The sequence below is a fragment of the Flavobacterium riviphilum genome, from assembly GCF_055231795.1.
Genome location: NZ_JBUYSY010000014.1, coordinates 61720 through 81916 on the forward strand (window position 1 = coordinate 61720; position 20197 = coordinate 81916).

Here is a 20197-nt window from a genome sequence, read left to right on the forward strand (position 1 = left end):
AGAAATACAAAGTTTAAAAAAAATGTCTTCAAAGTAAAGTTAGGCATACAATTGGATTTTTAAGATCAAAACGCTATGGATGTGTGTTCTATATCTTTAGTTAAGTTGATTTTTCAATTAAAAAAAGCATAAGAAATTGACTTACAAATAATTATAATAAAAATTAACAAAAAACTTTTTAAATTAACCAAAAAAATCGTATTAAATTACAGTTTAGAATTACTTATAAATCTTTGTAAGCACATATAAAACAAGAGTTTTGCGCGCAAATATAAATAATGATTTTTTAATATATGCTTTAATATATAAAAATAAATTAACAATAATACTTTTATTTTTATATTAATTTTATACAAAAAATTAATATGAAATATATGATATAAAATAGTTTTTGGAACAATGTATTAAGTATTAGAAAATCAGACAATTAGATAAAGCGATACAGCATGCTCAATCTTAAACTAAAACATGAAAATGTCTAAAACTTCAGTTGCTTGAAAGTGGGTAATGAGGCAATGTCATTATGTTAAGGTTTTTTTGTGTCAATCTGAGGAACAAAGAATCTCATAATGTGAACAATCTGCGTGATTCCTCCTCTGTCGGAATGACAAAATAATAAGTCATTTTTCTTAATTTAATGACATTGGGTAATAAGGAGGTTATCTGTAAAATTGACTCGATCAATTTGGTCGATACGGGAGTTACTGCCTCTGTTTTTTTTGGGTTATCCGAGTAGTTTTTATTCAAAACAAAACCGCCCCATCTCTTGGGGCGGTGTTTAATTAACTGGCTTGTAGGAGGGTCAGAAGCGGAACGGCAAACTGTTGTGTCCTTTTGGTACCAAAGCCTTTGATCCATTGAAAATCGGATAGGGTTTGGGGATGTTGTACTGCTATTTCCAACAAATGCCGGTTGTGGCAAATCATGAAAGGCTTCACATTTCGCTCTTGGGCTAAGGCATTGCGCCAGCGTTTCAATTGCGAATACCGTTCTACTTGTGCGGGGGTCAAATCCGTTAGCCTCTCTTTTTCTGTACTGCTCAGTTGGATTTTTTCTCTGTAATGCAATAGCACGGACCAATAACTGGCATCGGATTCGATGAAATGCGTATCGGATTGTACCAATTCTACCGAGGCGATAAAGGCGTTGAGTTGCTCTTGATCGGGCACCAAATGTGGCGCATCCACCCGAACGGAAAATACTTGAACGTGCATCGTACCCGAAATTATTTTCCCATAAGTAAGATTTCATTCACCAACACTTCGGTGATGTAGCGTTTTTCGCCGTTTTTGTCTTCGTAACTGCGGTGGGTCAATTTTCCTTCGATGGCTATTTCCTTGCCTTTGGTTACGTATTTTTCGATCAATTCGGCAGTTTTGCCCCAGGCTACCACTTTGTGCCATTCGGTTTGTTCTACTTTGTCGCCTTTGTCGTTGCGGTAGCTGTCGTTGGTGGCTAGCGTAAGGTTGGCTACTTTTTTGCCTCCGTCGAAGGCTTTGATTTCTGGTTCGTTTCCTACATGTCCGATTAATTGTACTTTGTTTTTCATGGCGTGTAAAATTTAAAAGTTAGGCATATAATTAAAAAGTTCGTGTCGGATGAGCAACGTTATGATTGTTTCATTTCGACAGGGCAAAGATGCGGTGCCAATTGATACTTAGTCGGTTGCCTACCATTTACTTTCGGTTGTAATTGTTTGTAACCGTTTGTAAATGGATATTTTTGAGTATATTTGAGGGAGTATTATTTTTTTAATCACGGATAGGAATTATGGGGAATCAAATTTTTAATAAAATATTAGAAGAGAAAATAGAATTTTTTAGGTATTCTTTCAAAGAAACAGCAAAGAATATTTTTTATGATGATAATTTAAATAGACTTATCCATCCTGGGGAGTTTGGAACACATAGAGAACAAATATGTAAAGATTTTTTAAGAGCTATAATTCCTATGCGACTTGATTTAGGGAGTGGTTTCATAATTACGGATAAAGGAGATGTTAGTTCACAAATAGACATCATAGTATATGACAGAAATAATACTCCTCTGATAGAAAATGTTGAAAAACAAAGATTTTATCCGGTTGAGACTGTTGTAGGTATAGTTGAAGTTAAATCTGATTTGACCAAGAATGAGTTTAAAGTAGCTCTAAATAAATTGGCAAAGAATAAAAGATTAAAAGAGAATATGTCCTCGCCAGTGAAAATTAAACGTGATAAAGAAGGTGCTTTTGATCCGATTAATTATTTCTATGATAATATATTTTCGGTTCTTGTTTGTAATAAGTTAAATTTTGATTTAGATAAATTACCAAGTGAAATTGATTCATATTATGATGCAGATATACAGCCAAGACATAAGCATAATTTAGTATTAAGTATAGATGATGGTTTATTAGCTTATGTTGATAGTAATGATAAATCATTGATGTATCCAGTTATAAATAACGTTTTAAAGAATAGATTTATTAAACCTGATAAAAATAAAAATGTTCATTTTCTTTTTGCAAGTACATATATTTTTATGGGAACATCTTCAGGTAGTGTTTATTATCCTGAAATTTCTAATTATATCGGTGAGGATATTACCGGAGGAATTAATTCTGATCAAGAATAAACATCAGTTTATTTATACATTAAATTACTCGTAATTCTAATTTGTTTTTTCTTTAGACTTTTACTTGATAGGTCAACACAATATCTCAAAAACATAAGTAACCCTAAAACCCCACACCCTATGCAAACGAAAATCAAAAAAGTAGAATTGCGCAATTTGGCGTTGGAGGACTACAAGCAACTCAAGAATTCCATGGTGGAATCCTATCCCGAAATGGCCGATTCCTATTGGCGCGCCGAGGATATCGAACGCTTGTTGGACGTTTTTCCCGAAGGACAGTTGGTGATTTTGGCCGATGGCAAAGTGGTGGGTTCGGCGTTGTCGCTTATAGTAGATGAGAAAATGGTCGACAAACGCCACAATTATTTGGATATCATCGGCAATTATTCGTTTTCGACCCACAATCCGTTTGGCGAGATTTTGTATGGTATCGATGTGTTTATTCATCCCAATTATCGCGGCTTGCGCTTGGGTCGCCGTTTGTACGATGCTCGCAAAGAATTGTGCGAACAGCTTAATCTCAAAGGGATTGTTTTTGCCGGACGCATTCCGAATTATGGCAAACATGCCGATAAAATGTCGCCCAAAAAATACATCGATAAAGTGCGAAGCAAACAATTGCACGATCCTGTGTTGTCCTTTCAACTCAACAATGATTTCCACGTATTGCGCGTCATCAAAAACTATTTAGAAGGCGATGAAGAATCCAAAGAGGTAGCTGTTTTATTAGAATGGAATAACATTTACTATGACGAAAGTCCCAAGCTCATCAATACCGAAAAATCAGTAATTCGATTGGGTTTGATCCAATGGCAAATGCGGTCGTTGGCCAATCTCGATGCTTTGTTTGAACAATCTGAGTTTTTCATCGATGTGGTCTCGGGTTATGGTTGCGATTTTGCCTTGTTTCCAGAGTTGTTTACCGCACCTTTGATGGCCGATTATAATCACCTTACCGAGGCCGAAGCCATACGCGAGTTGGCCAAATACACCGAGGCCATCAAAAAACGCTTTCAGGAGTTTGCCATTTCGTACAACATCAACATCATCACCGGAAGTATGCCCTATTTAGAGGGAGGGAATTTGTACAACGTAGGTTTTTTGTGTAAACGCGATGCCACGGCCGAAATGTACAGCAAAATTCATGTGACCCCCAACGAGGTGCAGCATTGGGGAATGAAAGGCGGTTCGAATATTCAAACTTTTGATACCGATTGTGGTAAGATTGGCATATTGATTTGTTATGATGTGGAGTTTCCAGAGCTGTCTCGCATCATGGCCGATGAGGGTATGAATATTTTGTTTGTCCCATTTTTGACCGATACTCAAAATGCTTTTACTCGGGTCAAACATTGCTCGCAAGCACGGGCCATTGAGAACGAGTGTTATGTGGCCATTGCGGGTTGCGTGGGGAATTTACCAAAGGTGAATAATATGGACATTCAGTATGCACAATCGGCGGTGTTTACGCCCTCGGATTTTGCGTTTCCAAGCAACGGGATCAAAGCCGAAGCCACACCCAATACCGAAATGACCTTGATTGTCGATGTCGATTTGGATTTGCTCAAAGAGCTGCACGAACACGGCAGCGTGCGCATCCTCAAAGACCGAAGAACCGATTTGTATGATTTACAGAAGTTAAAAAACAATGATAAATAGAGAAGAGGTTTGTTTAGGAACAGACACAAAAGGCTTCTCAGGAAACATCGTCCCGCTATCCGCTATATCTTTTTTCCCCCGAAAGGTGAAAAAAAGGATGCCGCTCCTATCGGGGTTAGAGAGTAACAAGGGGATTTTTTGGTTTTATAGAAGAATTTGAAAAAAATAAAACACACCCCCGACCCCTCTCAAGAGGGGAGCTAGGACCGCAACACGTTTAGTGTTTAAAAATACATTTTTGAATAATAGTGAAAACATCTCATTTAGCACATTCGAATTCCCCTCTTGAGAGGGGCTAGGGGTGTGTAAAGTATGAGAACAAAAGTGAATAATAGTGAAAAACATCTCATTTAGCACCTTTTAATTCCCCTCTTGAAATCGAAGATTCAACGACTCCAATTAAAAATAATACATGGAGTTAGAGGGGTTAGGGGTGTGTAAAAAGAGAAAATTAAGAAGAACAATATAATCAAATGGATAAAAGAAAGATCATTCCGTACAATCCAAAGCTAAAAGAATTGGCTAGACAATTAAGAAATGATTCTACAAGAACCGAGATCTTTCTTTGGTTAAAGCTGAAAGGTAAACAGATGTATGGTTATGATTTTCATCGTCAAAAGCCTATAGATCATTATATTTTAGATTTTTTTTGTTATGAGTTGATGTTAGGAATTGAAGTTGATGGGTATTCTCATCAGTTTTTAGAAGTATATAATAAAGACACAGTAAAAGAGAAAAGAATGAATCAGTTGGGGATAAGTGTTTTACGGTTTACGGATGAACAAGTTTTGAAAGATATGGAGAATGTTTTGCGAGCTATTGAAGGTTATATTGTGGAATATGAAAAACACACCCCCAGCCCCTCTCGAGAGGGGAGTGGTCAAGGCTGAAGCGAAAAACTATCTTTAAAATTTTTAAATCCCATTTTCTAAATTGTAGATTCATTAACTAGATATTGAATTTTGACTGTTTAAGAGAAACTGTGGATTTACTAAGAAGAAGAGATAATTTGTAAAAAATAAAACACACCCCCGACCCCTCTCAAGAGGGGAGCTAGGACCGCAACACGTTTAGTGTTTAAAAATACATTTTTGAATAATAGTGAAAACATCTCATTTAGCACATTCGAATTCCCCTCTTGAGAGGGGCTAGGGGTGTGTCAAGTGAGAGAATAAAAGTGAATAGTATCAAAAAGTATATCATTTAGCACATTCGAATTCCCTTCTTGAACGACTCCAATGAAAAATAATACATGGAATTAGAAGGGCTAGGGGTGTATAAAATAAGAAAACAAACACAAAACCCTGCTTCCTACCTAGCCCTGATGGGAGGGAATATCCTTTTTGGACCCGTTTTTCTCGGGGCCAAAAAGATAGGAAGGACAGCAGGAACCAATGATAACCAATAAAGCCTATTGCTGGGCTCCTAATACCAAAATGTTGAATCAGTTAAATTGAAAATTTATGAAAACCTGCCTCGAATGTGGTGAAAAAATTGTAGGTCGCGAAGACAAGAAATTTTGTAGCGACAGTTGTAGGAATGCTTACAACAATAAAATCAACAAGGACAGCACGAATTATATGCGAAATATTAACAACAAGTTGCGCAAAAATTACCGAATTTTGTCAGAATTGAATGTAGAAGGCAAAAGTAAAACTAGCAAGGCGAAGTTAATGAGTAAGGGATTTGATTTTGAATTTTTTACTTCTATATTGCACACCAAAACAGGAAATACGTATTATTTTTTGTACGATCAAGGCTATATGCTTTTGGAAAATGACTATTACATGCTAGTCAAAAAAGATATTTAAATACCACAACCCAATACTTATGAAGAAGTATGCTACTTTGATATCGGTTGCTGTAATGGTAATCGTTTTGGTCTCGGCGTATTACCTACAAATGCCGCAAACTTTGAGTTTTGAAGGAAAATCTCTGGCTGATTATTCTACACAACGGGCCTTTAAAACCGTAGAGCGGATTTCCAAAGAACCTCATTATGTGGGTACCCAATATCATGAAGATGTAGTCTTAACGCTAACCCATCAATTGAGTTTGATGGGGATCACACCACAAATTCAAGAAGGCTACACCATGAGCGATTGGGGTAATTTAGTCAAAGCTAAAAACATCGTAGCGCGTATCAAAGGAACACAACCCGGCAAAGCGCTGTTGCTTTTGTCACATTATGACAGTGCGCCGCATTCGGCTTCCAAGGGAGCAAGCGATGCGGGATCTGGAGTAGCTACAATCATTGAAGGGGTGCGTACGTTTTTGCATGCCAAAAAAGCGCATAAAAACGATATTATCATCGTGTTTTCGGATGGAGAAGAGTTGGGGTTGAACGGGGCCGCTTTGTTTGTCACGCAACATCCTTGGGCCAAAGATGTAGGCTTGGTGTTGAATTTTGAAGCCCGTGGTTCCTCGGGTCCAAGTTATATGTTGATGGAAACCAACCAAGGCAATGCGGGAATGGTGCAGGAGTTTTCCAAAGCAGGGGTTAGTTATCCCGTGTCCAATTCTTTGATGTATAGCATTTACAAAATGTTGCCCAATGACACCGATTTGACTGTTTTTAGAGAAAAAGGCAACATACAAGGTTTTAATTTTGCCTTTATCGACGGGCATTACAACTATCATACCCAACAAGATGATAGCAAACATTTGGACAAAAAATCCTTAGCACATCAAGGACGTTATTTAATGCCTTTGTTGAACTATTTTGCCAATGCCAACTTAGCACAAGTAAAAGCTACGGAGGATGAGGTGTATTTTAGCCTTCCTTTCAGTTTTATTAGTTATCCTTTTTCTTGGGTATTGCCTATGACTCTAGTGGCGGCAGTGCTGTTTCTTATTTTTCTTTTTCTGGGTAAAGTACGCCGATTATTTAGCTTTAGAGAATTGTTCAAGGGATTGTTACCCTTGTTAGGGTCTTTGGGTGTGGCGGGTGCCTTGGCCTACTTTGGCTGGCAAGGCTTGCTTTGGGCCTATCCGCAATACAACGACTTCCTCAACGGATTTACGTATAACGGACACGATTATATTGCTGCCTTTGTCTTTTTGTCGCTTTCGGTCTGTTTTATGATGTACCAATTACTTTCCTATAAGAAAGTGACAATGAATCACTACACCATGGTCTTGCTGCTGTGGATTGTGTTGAATGGCATCTTGGCCAACACGCTCACCGGAGCCGGGTTTTTAATTATACCTGTTTATTTTGGCTTGATCGCTTTTGCTGGTTTTGTTTTCACACAACGTTCCAATTGGGTGCTGAATTTAATTTGTGGAATACCTGCTTTGTTGCTGTTGGCTCCTTTTATTCAAATGTTTCCCGTGGGATTGGGATTAAAAGTTTTGGTGGGTAGTGCTGTGCTAACGGTGCTAACTTTTGGGTTGTTGTTGCCCATTTTTGGAGCCTTTTTGTACAAAGGGCGTTGGTCTTTGGCAATGTTTGTTTTCGCTTTGTTCTTTTTTGCCAAAGCTCACTTTGCTTCAGACTATCAGCTTGGCAAAGCCAAATCCAACAGTTTGATCTATTTCTTGAATGCCGATACCAAACAAGCTTTTTGGGCAACCTATGATGTGAATTTGGACGATTGGACGCAAACTTATTTGGGGACCAATCCCCTTAGTGCCAAAACGCTAAACGATTTGCCTTTGTTTAGTAAGTACAATTCTGGATTCACTTATGCAGCCTCAACTCCTGTGGTTGCCGTGCCAGAGCCTTCGGTCTACTTCCAAAAAGATAGTATTGCGGGCAACATGCGTTATATTCGATTGAAAATTATTCCCAATCGCAAGGTAAACCGCTATGATATTTTTGCCAATGAATCGCTCACTTTTTACAATTTCAGAGCCAATGGTGCCAAAAATTTAGGTGATACCAGTTCTATTTTGGAACGTAAAGGCAAAAAAATTCTGAGTTATTATGTGGTTGGCAATGAGCCTTTGGTCTTGGATTTTAGTGTGAATGCCTCAGCCATTGTGGATTTGGAATTGTTCGAATCTTCTTTCGACTTATTGCAAAATCCGCTGTTCAATGTGCAAGAACGAGCCGATTGGATGATGCCTACGCCTTTTGTACTCAACGATGCCGTGGTGATACGAAAAAAAATTAAGAAAGGCCAATTGACTTTGCCCAAAGAAGTACTTTCAACGGTTTCGGATTCTTTGGCAGTGGCCAAAGATAGTTTGGCAGTACCAACTCGATAAACTAGTTCAGATTATCGGATTATAAATAAAAAATCCGCATAGGCTTGAAACTATGCGGAATTTTTATGGAATCAAAAGGAGCTTACTTCTTCAAATGTAGATTAAAATAGTCCGCTACTTTGGCATACAAGTGAATACGGTCTCTGCCGCCCACATTGTGTTCGTGGTTGGGATATAAGAAGTAATCTACCGGTTTGCCTGCTTTGATGCACGCTTCAATAAAGTTCATACTGTGTTGTTGCACTACCACAGGGTCTTGTGCGCCATGTATGAGTAACAAACGTCCTTTTAAGTTTTTGGCTTTGTCTAATAAAGACGTTTGGGCGTAACCTTGTGGGTTTTCTTCTGGGGTGTCCATGTAGCGCTCGCCATACATGATTTCGTAATATTTCCAATCGATTACTGGACCTCCGGCCACACCTACTTTAAATACATCCGGATGATCCGTCATCAAAGAAGTAGTCATGAAACCACCAAAGCTCCATCCAAATACACCAATTCTATCGGCATCCACAAAGGATTTTGATTTTAAGAATTCAATACCTTTCATTTGATCGGCCATTTCGTTTACGCCTAATTGACGGTGATTCACATCGCAGAATTTTTTTCCTCTCGAATCACTTCCGCGATTATCCAGTGTAAACACCACATATCCTTGTTGCGCCATATAATTATCAAAATAGCCTGCGCCACCCATCCAACGGTTGTTTACCAATTGCGCATGTGAGCCTCCATAAACATAAACCATCACAGGATATTTTTTGGTAGCATCAAAATTAGTAGGATACAAGATACGCCCGTTCAAAGGGGTTTTGCCGTCGGCAGCGGTTAGTGTAATCAATTCCATTTTGGGCAAGGTGATCTTTCCTTCAAACGGATTACTAGCTTTTACCAATTCCGTTGCTTTTTTGGTTTTCAAATTGAGGATTGAAATTTCATTCGGCGTGTTTACATTGCTGTATTGGTCTAAAAGAAATGTCCCATCATCCGAAACCGAAGCGTTGTGCATCCCAGAGGTTGAAGTTAATACCACAGTTTTGCCCGATTGAAGTTCCACTTGATATAATAATTTGTCAAGTCCATTGTTCGCTGTACCTAAGTAATGGATGAATTTACCATCAGAAGAAAACCCTAGCAGTTCTTTGACCACAACATCTTTGAAGCCAAGATTTTTCAACAGTTTTCCTTCAGTGTTATACCAATACAGTTGGTTATAACCAAAATTGTCGGTTTGATAAATAAATTGATCGGGATGATTCGGTACAAACGTCAACGGATGTTGCGGTTCCACCCATGTACTGGCTTTTTCTTCAAACAAGGTTTTTACTAATGCGCCGGTTGTTGCACTATATTTGTTGAATTTTAGATGATTTTGTTCGCGGTTCAATACGCCTACATAAATAAATTTTCCTGACGGATCCCAAGTCACCATAGTGAGGTATTGCTCTTTGGGTTCGCCGGTTTGCAGGGTCACTTTTTGTTGCGTCGCTAAATCAAATACAACCAAAGTTACTTCTTCACTTTTCATACCTGCCATTGGATATTTGATGTCTTTGTTGCTGGCTTCACGCTCATTCCAATTGGTGAGGGGGTAATTTTTGACCATAGTTTCGTCTTTACGATAATAGGCCAATTGGGTTCCGGTTTCGTTCCACCACATGCCACGGTCGATGCCAAATTCTTGACGGTGTACATAATCCGAACCGTTAACGATACCAGGATTCTCATCTTGGGTTACTTCGATTGTTTTTTCTGGTGTGGTGATGCGGATGTTGTTGTCTTTCAACCAGGCAACATAGCCATTGGTTGTAAATTTTGCTTGAGTACCTTCTTTAGGGTAAGCCACTACTTGAGTAATTTGTTGGCTCATTACATCAAAAGTTACTTTGTAATTGTTTTTGCTGCCAGCGACTTCTGTTTCAAAAGTTTGGGCTGATTTCCATTCGATCTCGTACGGAAACATGCGCAGCGTAAACGAATCATTGGTAATCTTATTTTTTAATGCCTTTTCAAATGCGGCTTGAGTAACCAATGTAGTTTCTTTCCAACCATTGACGGCGCTTTTTTCTAACAATTGGCTGTAATCAGCACTTAAATAACTAATCGATGCGGTGTTTTTTCGCCATTGTTGTCCAACTAAAGTGGTAGGAGCATATTTTCTTCCGCCAAGTACGGTTTCTTCAATGGTGAAATGTTGTTGTGCAAATGCCAAGGAACTGGCTAAAAGCAAACACAAAGAATATTTTTTCATAAATACTTTTTTAAGTAGCGAATATAAAAAGCTTCGTTTGTTAAATACCAATCTTTTGAAAAAATTATGACTTTTTCAATGATTTATTGAAATGGAAATATGGATTTGTGTAAGAACTATTTTTCTTTCAACTTTGTTATTCTAAAAAGAGGGGTAACAATGTCACAAATTAGTATTCTTGGTTGCGGTTGGCTCGGTTTGCCTTTGGCGGAAGCCTTGATAAAAAACGGTTTTACGGTGAAAGGTTCGACGACATCTTCTTCAAAATTAGCTCAATTAGAAAAGCTAGGAATTCTTACGTTTTTGATGGAATTGCAACCTAAGAACATTGCTGGCGATATCACAACCTTTCTAAAAGGAAGCGAAATAGTGATTATTGATATTCCGCCCAAATTAAGAAGCAACAACAGCGAGGATTTTGTGGGTAAAATGCAAACTTTGATTCCGTTTATCGAACAATCTGAGGTTCAAAAGGTACTGTTTGTAAGTTCTACTTCGGTCTACGGTGAAGAGAATGATGTGGTCACCGAAACAACGCCTTTGAATCCCGATGTCGAAGGTGGTCGACAATTGGTAATCGTAGAGCAACTTTTGCAAAGCAATCCTCATTTTCAAACTACTATCCTTCGTTTTGGCGGACTCGTAGGATCTGATCGAAATCCAATACGAATGTTATCGGGCAAAGAAAATCTGCCCAATGCCAAGGCTCCTATTAATTTCATTCACCAAACGGATTGCATCGGTATCATTCAAAAAATTATAGCACTGGATTGTTGGAACGAAACTTTCAACGCTGTCTCGCCTTATCATCCTACCAGAGAAGAGTATTATACTAAGAAAGCACTCGAATGGCAATTGGTGGCGCCCACTTTTGATCCAACTTCTTCGGGAACCGGAAAAAGGATTAGTAGTGATAAACTACAAACGATTTTAAAGTATACTTTTGTAGAAACTCCTTAGTTATCTTGAGAACAAAAATTAAAAATACCGTTACGGCTCCCTTTACTTCGTTGGGGCTACCTATGTTGGCCTTAGCTTGGGTAAGCATAGCTTGGGGCACGACTTGGTTAGCGTCTAAAGAAGGCGTAAAACATATGCCTGCACTTCAGTTGGCTGCTATCCGTCAGTTTTTGGGCGGTGCTTTGTATGTGGGTTATTTTATTGTAAAGAAAACACCTTGGCCTAAAGGGAAGCAGTGGAAATCGATAGTAATATTGAGTTTGCTTAACTTCTTATTGAGTAATGGTTTAAGTACCTGGGGCGTGAAATTCATTCCGAGTGGGCTAGGGGCCATTATCGGTGCTATGGTGCCTATTTGGATTGCAATAATCAGTTTTTTCAGGGGGGAGCGTATCACTCGCTTGGCGGTTTTTGGAATTCTGATTGCTTTTGCTGGGGTATGCGTTATTTTCTATGAACATTTGGCCGATTTTATCCGACCCGATTTTCAGTTTGGGATTGTCCTTTCCATAGCAGCTACAATCACTTGGGCCTTTGGTACTTTGTATACCAAGAAAAAAGCGGCGACTTTTAATCCTTATTTTAGTTTAGGATTGCAAATGTTGATTTCAAGTTTTTGTCTTTTTGCTTTTACAGGCGCCTCTGGAACGGGTATTCCACTAAGTCAAATTCCAGCGGCTTCCTGGTGGGCTATTGCTTACTTGGTCATCATTGGTTCGGTCTTCACTTTTATTGCCTTTATTTATGCTTTACAACATCTACCTACTGAAGTCAGTAGTGTCTATGCCTATATCAATCCGATTGTAGCAGTACTTTTAGGGGCATTTTTGTTTGACGAAATCCTCACAGCTGCCATCATTATTGGCGGAGCAGTTACCATGACAGGCTTGTACATTATCAATTACTCCATGCAACGCCAACGAAAACTTGAACTAATCCAAAATGAAATAGTATGAAACTCAATGCATTTATTTTAATCCCGACTTTTCTCGGCTTGACTTTAGTACAAGCACAGCAAAAAAATACGGGTATTTTGCCAAACGAAAATTTGATTACCGAAAACATTGCTTTCATTCCGAAAGAGTTAGCTGTTCAAGTAAAAAAATACTCCGAGGCTCGTGGTGCTTCTTTGGCAGAAATTCATCCTGTAAAAAACGATATTATCATTACCACGCGTTTTGGCTCTACGGCTCAATTGCATCGCGTGGTGCAACCTTTGGGCGCGAGAACGCAAATCACTTTTTTTGACGAACCGGTTAGTGGCGTGAGCTACGAACCTACCAAAGGCGAGTATCTGATTTATTCCAAAGACGTGGGCGGTAATGAGTTTGGGCAATTGTACCAACTAGACCTCAAAACGCTGCAATCGACTTTACTGACTGATGGTGGCCGTTCACAAAACGGCGGCATTACTTGGAGAGCCGATGGAAAGGGGTTTTATTTCTCCTCAACCAAACGCAACGGTGGAGACCGTGACATTTATTATATGGACCCAAAAAATCCTTCGGCGGCCAAAATGGTGCTGCAAGTAAAAGGAGGCGGTTGGCGAATTTTGGACCTTTCTAAAGACAATTCACAACTGTTGATTGGCGAATACATTTCGGCCAATGAATCTCATATTTGGTCTTTGGATATCGCTTCTGGCAAATTGTCCGAAGTAACCGACAGAGCCAGCAAAGGTGTGATTCAAAGTGGAGCTAAATTTGGAAATTCGACCAACGAAATTTGGTTTTTGACCGATAAAGACAATGAGTTTGAGCGTTTGGCTATTTTGGACGTGAAGACCAAAAAAGTGAACTATTTGACCTCCAAAATCAATTGGAATGTAGAAAGTTTTTCTTTTTCGGAAGACAAAAAACAACTGGTGTTCATCACCAACGAAGCGGGTCGCAACAAAATGTATTTGATGAATACCAAAGACCAATCCTATAGCGAAGTCAAAAACATTCCCACCGGATTGATTGGCGGAGCGGAGTTTACCAAGGACAACCAAAGTTTGTTTTTTACGCAATCGACAGCACAAACCGCTTCGGATGTGTACCGCCTTTCGCTAAAAAATGGTAAAATCGAGCAATGGACCGCGAGCGAATTGGGCGAAATGCAAGCTTCTGATATGGCATTGCCAAAATTTATCGAGTGGAAAAGTTTTGATGGTTTGGGCATTTCGGGATTCTATTACCCAGCCGCTTCAAAATTCACAGGAAAAAGACCCGTGCTGATTCAGATTCACGGTGGACCTGAAGGACAATCCCAAGCGTCTTTTTTGGGCGCAAGCAATTTTTACACTAATGAGATGGGTGTAGCGATGATTTTCCCGAACGTGAGAGGTTCCTCAGGATTTGGTAAAACCTATTTGGCCAAAGACAACGGGATGTTACGTGAAGATTCCGTAAAAGACATCGGAGCGCTATTGGATTGGATTGCCCAACAACCCGAACTCGACAAAGACCGCATTATGATTATGGGCGGAAGTTATGGCGGTTATATGACTTTGGCTACGGCCTTTCACTATGCCGACAAAATCCGATGCTCAGTAGATATTGTGGGGATTTCCAACTTCAATACCTTCCTAAAGAACACCGAGGAATACCGTCGCGACTTGCGAAGAGTAGAATATGGCGATGAACGCATCCCCGAAATGGCCGCTTTTTTTGATAAAATGGCACCTTTAAACAATACCGATAAAATCAAAAAACCGTTATTCATCATTCAAGGCACCAACGACCCTCGCGTTCCCGTGACCGAAGCGCTTCAAATGCGTGACAAACTCAAAGCACAAGGCAACACGGTTTGGTACCTCGAGGCCAAAGACGAAGGCCACGGCTTCAAGAAAAAAGCCAACGTCGATTACCAACGACTAGCCGTCATCCGATTTATGCAAGAGTATCTTTTAAAATAATCCCACAAAACCCATTCCTAGCGAGTGGGTTTTTTGTTAGGAGAAGGTAACACTAAAAAGTAGTTTCGTGATGAGGAGCACCCGTGACCTGCGCCCCACACGAGTCGTCCCGCTGTAAGTTTCGCTTAAGCGATAGTAAACGGATGAACTTCTCCTTTAAGGCAGAATAACACTGGGGTGGGGTGATTAATCAAAAACCATCAGGGTCAACTACTTCCTCAATCAGGACGAATTTATTTTTTCATCAAGATGAATCTTTCAATCGACCGCGGTTAACTACTTAGTCGACCGCGGTCATTTTATGGCTTCATCTTGATGATTTGAAAAATCGCTCAAGAGCGAAATGTGTTTGCATCTTGTTAAAGTAAACAAGTAAGTGTTGCTTGATGTAAGAGGATGTCTTAAAAGCTTCCAAAAATTAGATTTTGGCAACAAAAGTCTTATAGAATTATTGTTGTTTATCTTTACAAATGTTTAAAAAATACATTTCTGTTTACATATTGCAAAAAATATGTATTTTGATTGCATTACATTATTGATTAAATTCAAAAATCAAGATTACATATTGTGCTCTATTCAATAACAACCACTGGAACAGTTTTTCCAAAATTATCTCTTCTAGTTTCGTACTGATATGTTCCTATTTGTCTCAAACAATTATTAGAGACATTAATTTTCTGCTCGTCATAATATGTTTTTTTATCGTAGTTAATAAGTAAAACAACAATATCGTTTCCAATATCATAGTCACGATAGATTTCGTCACCATACATTTTTTTATCAGTATAATACTTTATATTTGCAAGAGCAGCATCTGGTGCTATAACTTGAAAAACCTCTATTTCTGAAGATTTATTTTTAGACGTTGTGGTTATACATTCTCCTTTTTTTTCAAAAACTGTAAGTCCAAGTAAACCGTCATCATTAGGTTTGTTAGCCTTTGTAAATAGATATGTTGTGAAAATTGTTGCTAATATGCCTGCCACAAATCCAGTAATAAATATTAGAAAATTCTTCATTTCTTTTAGGTTTTGTTTTATAAGTCGTCTATGGCACTTGATTTAATTTTGTTACTATTGATTTTGTCGAAATAGGCTAATATGACGAAGCTCGAAGAAAAGCTATCGTGACTTATAGATAGTTCTATATTTCCTTTATCTGTTTCCCAAATTGAATAATACTTGCAGCTGTCCATGCCAACTTTATACATTCTTGAATTATCATCTCTTGGTTCAGAATAACCGTCAAATTTTTCAACTACTTTTGATGGATTCCCGTATTTTTCTGTTAGCATTTGTTTCAAATCAAAATAATTACCCGAAAGAGTTGACCAAATTTTTTTATCAGGAAATATTACGACTATTTTATGAACTAAATCCATTTGCTTTAGAGTTGAAACAGCTACGTTGCAATCTTTGTATCCTGCAAAGTCTCCATTTAGTATTGCAGCTCCGTTTGCTGTCTGAATGAATGAAAAACCAGTTTGTTTCATTTTAGAAATATATTCATTAAGGGTTCCGTCAATGGGGATATTTTTAAAGGTCAAATGTTCAATTGATTGTGCGAAACTTAGTACTGATGATAGTGTAAAAAATGAAGTTAGGAAGAATTTTTTCATGAAAATTTATTGAAAATGTAAAATTTGTTTTTAATTGGATATTGTTAATTCTCTTGATGTTTTTGTAACCTAGTAAGTTATTGTAGATTTTAATAATGCCTAAGAAGAAATTGTACAATTTAAATTATTGCGGATGCAAAATTAGGAGAATTAGAATTTATTATATCTTATACTTTTCTTAAAATTAAATAGTTGTAGTGGTAATTGTTCTAAATGAACCTCTTTTTGCGCTTTGTTTAAAAATTTAGAATTTTCATTGTAAATAGTGATTGAAAAGAAATAAAATTGAAGACGAAAGATGTTCAATTATGTAAGGCCTAACTATATTTAAATTTATCATGTCTTAAATACATTGATTCTTGTTTTGAATTAACAGTCAAATATTTTTACCCCAAACAAAAAACCCATCAACTTTAGCTGATGGGTTTTGGTTTTTTAGGAAAGTAGATCTTACCAGATTTTTACTCTTTTCTCTGGAGCGATATACATACCGTCATTCGGTTGAATGTTGAAGGCTTGGTAAAACGAATCTATGTTTTGAAGCGGTACATAGGCTCTGTACATCCCTGGAGAGTGTGGGTCGGTTTTTACTTGTGATTTCAAAGCCTCGTCTCTCATTTTAGAACGCCAAATGGTTCCCCACGAAATGAAGAAACGTTGTTCAGGTGTGTAGCCATCAATCAGTCCTGGATTGCCGTTTTCTTTCAAATACAATTGCAAACCATCGTAAGCAGCATTTACTCCACCTAAATCCCCAATGTTTTCACCTAAGGTAAATTTACCATCAACAAAGGTTCCAGGAAGTGGCTCTAATTTACTGTATTGGTCGGCTAAAGCGCCAGTCAAGGCTCCAAATTTTTTCAAATCTTCTGGTGTCCACCAATCTACTAAGTTACCTTCGGCATTATAACGTGCACCAGAATCATCAAAACCGTGAGAGATTTCGTGACCAATTACAGCACCAATTCCTCCATAATTTACGGCTTCATCAGCTTGGTAATTATAGAAAGGGGGTTGTAAGATAGCCGCTGGAAACACAATTTCGTTGTTGGATGGATTGTAATACGCATTTACAGTTTGTGGAGCCATTCCCCAACGATCTTTATCAACTGGTTTGGCCAAATCCGCTAGGTTTTCTTTAAAACGCCATTGTGCAATGTTTTTCACGTTATCAAAATAGGTTCCTTTCTCTTCTGGACTATTGATAGTTAAAGCGGAATAATCTTTCCATTTGTCAGGATAACCAATTTTAACTCTTGATTTGTTCAATTTGGCTATGGCACTCACTTTGGTTTCGGCCGACATCCAAGGCAAGTTGTTGATACGGTTTTCGTAGGCACGGAAAATGTTTTTGATCATTTTGGCCGCTTTTTCTTTGGCTTCTGCTGGGAATTTTTTCTCTACATACAATTTTCCTAATGCTTCACCCACAGAGCCAGTTACTATTTGTAGCGCACGCTCTTCTATAGGACGTTGTTTTAAAGCACCCGTTAAGGTTTTGCCGTAAAACTCCCAGTTGGCGGTTTCTAAAGTAGTCGATAATTGGCTCGCGGATTTGTTCAATAAAGACCAACGCAAATAGGTTTTCCAATCGGCGACTTTATTTTCTTTCAAAATTCCCTCCAAAGCCGTCATGTATTTGGGTTGGGATACAATGATGGTTTGGTTGGTTGGCAATCCAATTTTAGAGAAATAGGTGGTCCAATCAATAGCAGGAGTAAGTTTTTGCAATTCGGCTACCGTCATTGGGTTGTACGATTTACGACGGTCTCTTCTTTCTACACGATCAAAACGAGGTTTCGACATTTCGATTTCTAAAGCCAAAATTCTTTCCGCATTGGCTTTGGCTGCTTCTGGTTTTTCTCCCAAAAATTGCAGCATTTTGGCCACGTGTAGTACGTATTTTTCTCTTTTTTCTTTGGAATCTTTGTCCTCACCAACATAGTAATCGCGGTCAGGTAAGCCTACGCTACCTGGACTAAGGTAAATCACGTTTTGATTGCTGTTTTTGGCATCGGTACCAACAAATGTACCGATAAATCCTAAACCTCCATAAGATTCCATTTCAATCAAAAGGGCTTGTAAATCTTTTACATTTTTAACGGCATCGATTTTTTTCAAGAACGGTTTCAGCGGAGCTACTCCTAATTTGTTACGCGTAAGGGTATCCAAATACGTTTTGTATAAATTGATAGCTTTGCCTTGGTCGGTATTGGATTTGTACATTGGGTTTTTTGCCGCTTCTTTTAAAATGGCCAATGCGTCATTGTCTGTTCGTTGACGCAATTCGTCAAAACTTCCCCAACGGGTTTTATCGCTTGGGATTTCTGTGTTTTTAAGCCAAGTACCATTTACAAATCGGAAAAAATCTTGGTTTGGGGCAATGGTTTGGTCCATAAATTGGACATTAATACCCGGTTCTTTGACGGGTGAAGTTGTTTGAGCTTGGCTCCAACCAAAACTTAACACGGCGGGAAGTGCCAACAGTAAAGAGGTGGTGTTGATTTTTTTCATAAATAATTTGAATTAGTTTTACTATCGGTCTTAGATAGGGAAAAAATGTTACAAAAAAATTCATTTTTTAGGTCCTAAAGATAAGTTTTAAAAGGTGAAAAAACGAGGAATAGGGTTTTTTAGGTGCTGTTAAAATTATAATCCATTCGTTTTAGTATATTTGAAAGATGAAGATAGCAACTCAAATCGATCAACTCAACCAGTTTCGCCACCTAGAGTTATTGGCTCATCAAGTGGTAGAAGGATTTCTTTCGGGGATGCATAAGAGTCCGTTTCATGGATTTTCGGCTGAATTTTCGGAGCATAAAGTGTACAATACAGGTGAGAGTACCAAACATATCGATTGGAAGCTGTATGCCAAAACCGATCGTTTGTACACCAAAAGGTTTGAAGAAGAAACCAATATGCGATGTCATATCATTATTGACAATTCTTCATCGATGCATTTTCCAAAATTAAGCCAAGGCCAACCTTTTTATGAAAACAAAATTGGGTTTTCTATTTTGGCAGCTGCTGTGGTCATGAATTTATTAAAACGACAACGTGATGCGGTAGGTTTAAGTTTGTTTTCCAATCAGTACGAATATTATGCCCCTGAGAAAGGAAGCGAACGCCATCATCGGATGCTTTTGAACGTGCTCGAAAATACGTTGCAAAACCCGACGCGCCAAAAAACCACCGATTCGGTTACTTTTTTGCATCAAATAGCCGAGAAATTGCATCGCCGTTCTATGATATTACTGTTTACCGACATGTTTTCATCTCATGCCTCGCCCAATGCCGAGCAAGAACTTTTTGCTGCTTTACAACATTTAAAACACAACAAGCATAAAGTTGTGCTTTTTCATGTAATGGATGCCAAAACCGAACTTCATTTTGATTATGATGCGGCACCAAGGCGTTTTGTAGATGTCGAAACAGGGGAGTCAGTGGCTTTATTTGCCGAAAATGTGAAGGAATTGTATGAATCCAAAGCCAAAGCTTACTTTGAAAAGGTGGCTTTAGCTTGTGCGCAGTACAAAATCAAGTATTTTCCAGTAAGTGTGCAGGATAATTTTGAAAAAATTATCACTACTTATCTAGTTGAAAAACAAAAGTTTGGGTAAAAACGAAAAAAAATATTGAATTTTTTTTCAAAAAACGCTTGGAAAACTAGAAAATGGTTGTATCTTTGCCACCGCAATAACGCAGAGGTTTGGTAGTTCAGTTGGTTAGAATACATGCCTGTCACGCATGGGGTCGCGGGTTCGAGTCCCGTCCAGACCGCGAAAATTGGGAAAGCATTTCGAGAAATCGAAATGCTTTTTTGTCCCAATACGGTATCTAAAATTAGTTGTGTTGTTTGCTACGAATTTGTAACTCGTAGCGCGGTTTAGTAGTTAGACCCATGAAAAGCTTTTCGCAGTAGCGAATAGCTTTTTTTAGTTTATATCTTCTTCTCTTGTTTTTGGCAAGTATAGGCTTAAGA

At 38.3% G+C, this 20197-nt stretch carries 16 protein-coding genes and 1 tRNA gene; 11 read left to right on the forward strand and 6 right to left on the reverse strand.

All coding sequences use genetic code 11. The features are described from left to right. Nucleotides 1–782: 782 nt before the first annotated feature. Entirely contained in the window at nucleotides 783–1214 is a 432-nt protein-coding gene (locus tag ACZIX2_RS11885; RefSeq protein ID WP_463340310.1) for an HRDC domain-containing protein, read from the reverse strand. 11 nt (nucleotides 1215–1225) lie between these two features. Then, nucleotides 1226–1549, reverse strand: a complete 324-nt coding sequence (locus ACZIX2_RS11890) for a single-stranded DNA-binding protein (protein ID WP_463340311.1) — start codon at nucleotides 1547–1549, stop codon at nucleotides 1226–1228. 221 nt (nucleotides 1550–1770) lie between these two features. Between ACZIX2_RS11890 and ACZIX2_RS11895 the strand changes: the two genes are divergently transcribed. From ACZIX2_RS11895 to ACZIX2_RS11920, 6 genes are all read left to right on the forward strand, one after another. Beyond that, the gene (locus tag ACZIX2_RS11895) at nucleotides 1771–2616 is read left to right on the forward strand and encodes a DUF6602 domain-containing protein (RefSeq protein ID WP_463340312.1); all 846 of its coding nucleotides are present in this window, start codon (nucleotides 1771–1773) and stop codon (nucleotides 2614–2616) included. 120 nt (nucleotides 2617–2736) lie between these two features. Further along, a complete protein-coding gene (locus ACZIX2_RS11900) occupies nucleotides 2737–4275 on the forward strand; it encodes a GNAT family N-acetyltransferase (RefSeq protein WP_463340313.1) in 1539 nt (512 codons plus the stop codon). A 473-nt stretch (nucleotides 4276–4748) separates the two neighbouring features. Beyond that, complete coding sequence (locus ACZIX2_RS11905; protein WP_463340314.1) at nucleotides 4749–5165, forward strand: endonuclease domain-containing protein; 417 nt, start codon at nucleotides 4749–4751, stop codon at nucleotides 5163–5165. Between the two features lie 362 nt (nucleotides 5166–5527). Further along, the gene (locus ACZIX2_RS11910; protein WP_463340315.1) at nucleotides 5528–5683 is read left to right on the forward strand and encodes a hypothetical protein; all 156 of its coding nucleotides are present in this window, start codon (nucleotides 5528–5530) and stop codon (nucleotides 5681–5683) included. A gap of 55 nt (nucleotides 5684–5738) precedes the next feature. Further along, nucleotides 5739–6086: a hypothetical protein gene (locus ACZIX2_RS11915; RefSeq protein WP_463340316.1), complete on the forward strand. Its 348-nt coding sequence runs from the start codon at nucleotides 5739–5741 to the stop codon at nucleotides 6084–6086. Nucleotides 6087–6105: 19 nt separating this feature from the next. Then, a complete protein-coding gene (locus ACZIX2_RS11920) occupies nucleotides 6106–8487 on the forward strand; it encodes a M28 family peptidase (RefSeq protein ID WP_463340317.1) in 2382 nt (793 codons plus the stop codon). 82 nt (nucleotides 8488–8569) lie between these two features. Here the strand turns inward: ACZIX2_RS11920 and ACZIX2_RS11925 are convergent, their stop codons facing one another. Continuing rightward, entirely contained in the window at nucleotides 8570–10738 is a 2169-nt protein-coding gene (locus ACZIX2_RS11925; protein WP_463340318.1) for a S9 family peptidase, read from the reverse strand. 159 nt (nucleotides 10739–10897) lie between these two features. Here ACZIX2_RS11925 and ACZIX2_RS11930 point away from each other — a divergent pair, with 159 nt between their 5' ends. The 3 genes from ACZIX2_RS11930 to ACZIX2_RS11940 all read left to right on the forward strand — a co-directional run bounded on the left by ACZIX2_RS11930 (nucleotide 10898) and on the right by ACZIX2_RS11940 (nucleotide 14597). Continuing rightward, entirely contained in the window at nucleotides 10898–11698 is an 801-nt protein-coding gene (locus ACZIX2_RS11930; protein WP_463340319.1) for an SDR family oxidoreductase, read from the forward strand. A 62-nt stretch (nucleotides 11699–11760) separates the two neighbouring features. Next, nucleotides 11761–12654, forward strand: coding sequence for a DMT family transporter (locus tag ACZIX2_RS11935; protein ID WP_463340325.1), 894 nt, complete (start codon nucleotides 11761–11763; stop codon nucleotides 12652–12654). Further along, a complete protein-coding gene (locus ACZIX2_RS11940) occupies nucleotides 12651–14597 on the forward strand; it encodes a S9 family peptidase (protein WP_463340320.1) in 1947 nt (648 codons plus the stop codon). The genes ACZIX2_RS11935 and ACZIX2_RS11940 overlap by 4 nt, the downstream gene beginning before the upstream one ends. 572 nt (nucleotides 14598–15169) lie before the next feature. Here ACZIX2_RS11940 and ACZIX2_RS11945 read toward each other — a convergent pair. The 3 genes from ACZIX2_RS11945 to ACZIX2_RS11955 form a co-directional block, all read right to left on the reverse strand. Then, entirely contained in the window at nucleotides 15170–15616 is a 447-nt protein-coding gene (locus tag ACZIX2_RS11945) for a hypothetical protein (protein WP_463340321.1), read from the reverse strand. Between the two features lie 17 nt (nucleotides 15617–15633). Beyond that, a complete protein-coding gene (locus ACZIX2_RS11950; protein WP_463340322.1) occupies nucleotides 15634–16215 on the reverse strand; it encodes a hypothetical protein in 582 nt (193 codons plus the stop codon). A gap of 450 nt (nucleotides 16216–16665) precedes the next feature. After that, nucleotides 16666–18729, reverse strand: a complete 2064-nt coding sequence (locus tag ACZIX2_RS11955; protein ID WP_463340323.1) for a M13 family metallopeptidase — start codon at nucleotides 18727–18729, stop codon at nucleotides 16666–16668. A 167-nt stretch (nucleotides 18730–18896) separates the two neighbouring features. Between ACZIX2_RS11955 and ACZIX2_RS11960 the strand changes: the two genes are divergently transcribed. Both ACZIX2_RS11960 and ACZIX2_RS11965 read left to right on the forward strand, forming a co-directional pair. Then, a complete protein-coding gene (locus ACZIX2_RS11960) occupies nucleotides 18897–19835 on the forward strand; it encodes a DUF58 domain-containing protein (RefSeq protein ID WP_463340324.1) in 939 nt (312 codons plus the stop codon). 86 nt (nucleotides 19836–19921) lie between these two features. Then, nucleotides 19922–19995: transfer RNA gene (locus tag ACZIX2_RS11965), tRNA-Asp, on the forward strand. Nucleotides 19996–20197: the final 202 nt, after the last annotated feature.

Bases quoted from the DNA above. Each gene is read 5' to 3' on its own strand.
- ACZIX2_RS11910 (WP_463340315.1), top strand. From the start codon at position 5,528: ATGGAATTAGAAGGGCTAGGGGTGTATAAAATAAGAAAACAAACACAA.
- ACZIX2_RS11905 (WP_463340314.1), top strand. From the start codon at position 4,749: ATGGATAAAAGAAAGATCATTCCGTACAATCCAAAGCTAAAAGAATTG.
- ACZIX2_RS11890 (WP_463340311.1), bottom strand. From the start codon at position 1,549: ATGAAAAACAAAGTACAATTAATCGGACATGTAGGAAACGAACCAGAA.
- ACZIX2_RS11950 (WP_463340322.1), bottom strand. From the start codon at position 16,215: ATGAAAAAATTCTTCCTAACTTCATTTTTTACACTATCATCAGTACTA.
- ACZIX2_RS11960 (WP_463340324.1), top strand. From the start codon at position 18,897: ATGAAGATAGCAACTCAAATCGATCAACTCAACCAGTTTCGCCACCTA.
- ACZIX2_RS11895 (WP_463340312.1), top strand. From the start codon at position 1,771: ATGGGGAATCAAATTTTTAATAAAATATTAGAAGAGAAAATAGAATTT.
- ACZIX2_RS11955 (WP_463340323.1), bottom strand. From the start codon at position 18,729: ATGAAAAAAATCAACACCACCTCTTTACTGTTGGCACTTCCCGCCGTG.
- ACZIX2_RS11945 (WP_463340321.1), bottom strand. From the start codon at position 15,616: ATGAAGAATTTTCTAATATTTATTACTGGATTTGTGGCAGGCATATTA.
- ACZIX2_RS11930 (WP_463340319.1), top strand. From the start codon at position 10,898: ATGTCACAAATTAGTATTCTTGGTTGCGGTTGGCTCGGTTTGCCTTTG.
- ACZIX2_RS11940 (WP_463340320.1), top strand. From the start codon at position 12,651: ATGAAACTCAATGCATTTATTTTAATCCCGACTTTTCTCGGCTTGACT.
- ACZIX2_RS11900 (WP_463340313.1), top strand. From the start codon at position 2,737: ATGCAAACGAAAATCAAAAAAGTAGAATTGCGCAATTTGGCGTTGGAG.
- ACZIX2_RS11935 (WP_463340325.1), top strand. From the start codon at position 11,761: ATGTTGGCCTTAGCTTGGGTAAGCATAGCTTGGGGCACGACTTGGTTA.
- ACZIX2_RS11885 (WP_463340310.1), bottom strand. From the start codon at position 1,214: ATGCACGTTCAAGTATTTTCCGTTCGGGTGGATGCGCCACATTTGGTG.
- ACZIX2_RS11915 (WP_463340316.1), top strand. From the start codon at position 5,739: ATGAAAACCTGCCTCGAATGTGGTGAAAAAATTGTAGGTCGCGAAGAC.
- ACZIX2_RS11925 (WP_463340318.1), bottom strand. From the start codon at position 10,738: ATGAAAAAATATTCTTTGTGTTTGCTTTTAGCCAGTTCCTTGGCATTT.
- ACZIX2_RS11920 (WP_463340317.1), top strand. From the start codon at position 6,106: ATGAAGAAGTATGCTACTTTGATATCGGTTGCTGTAATGGTAATCGTT.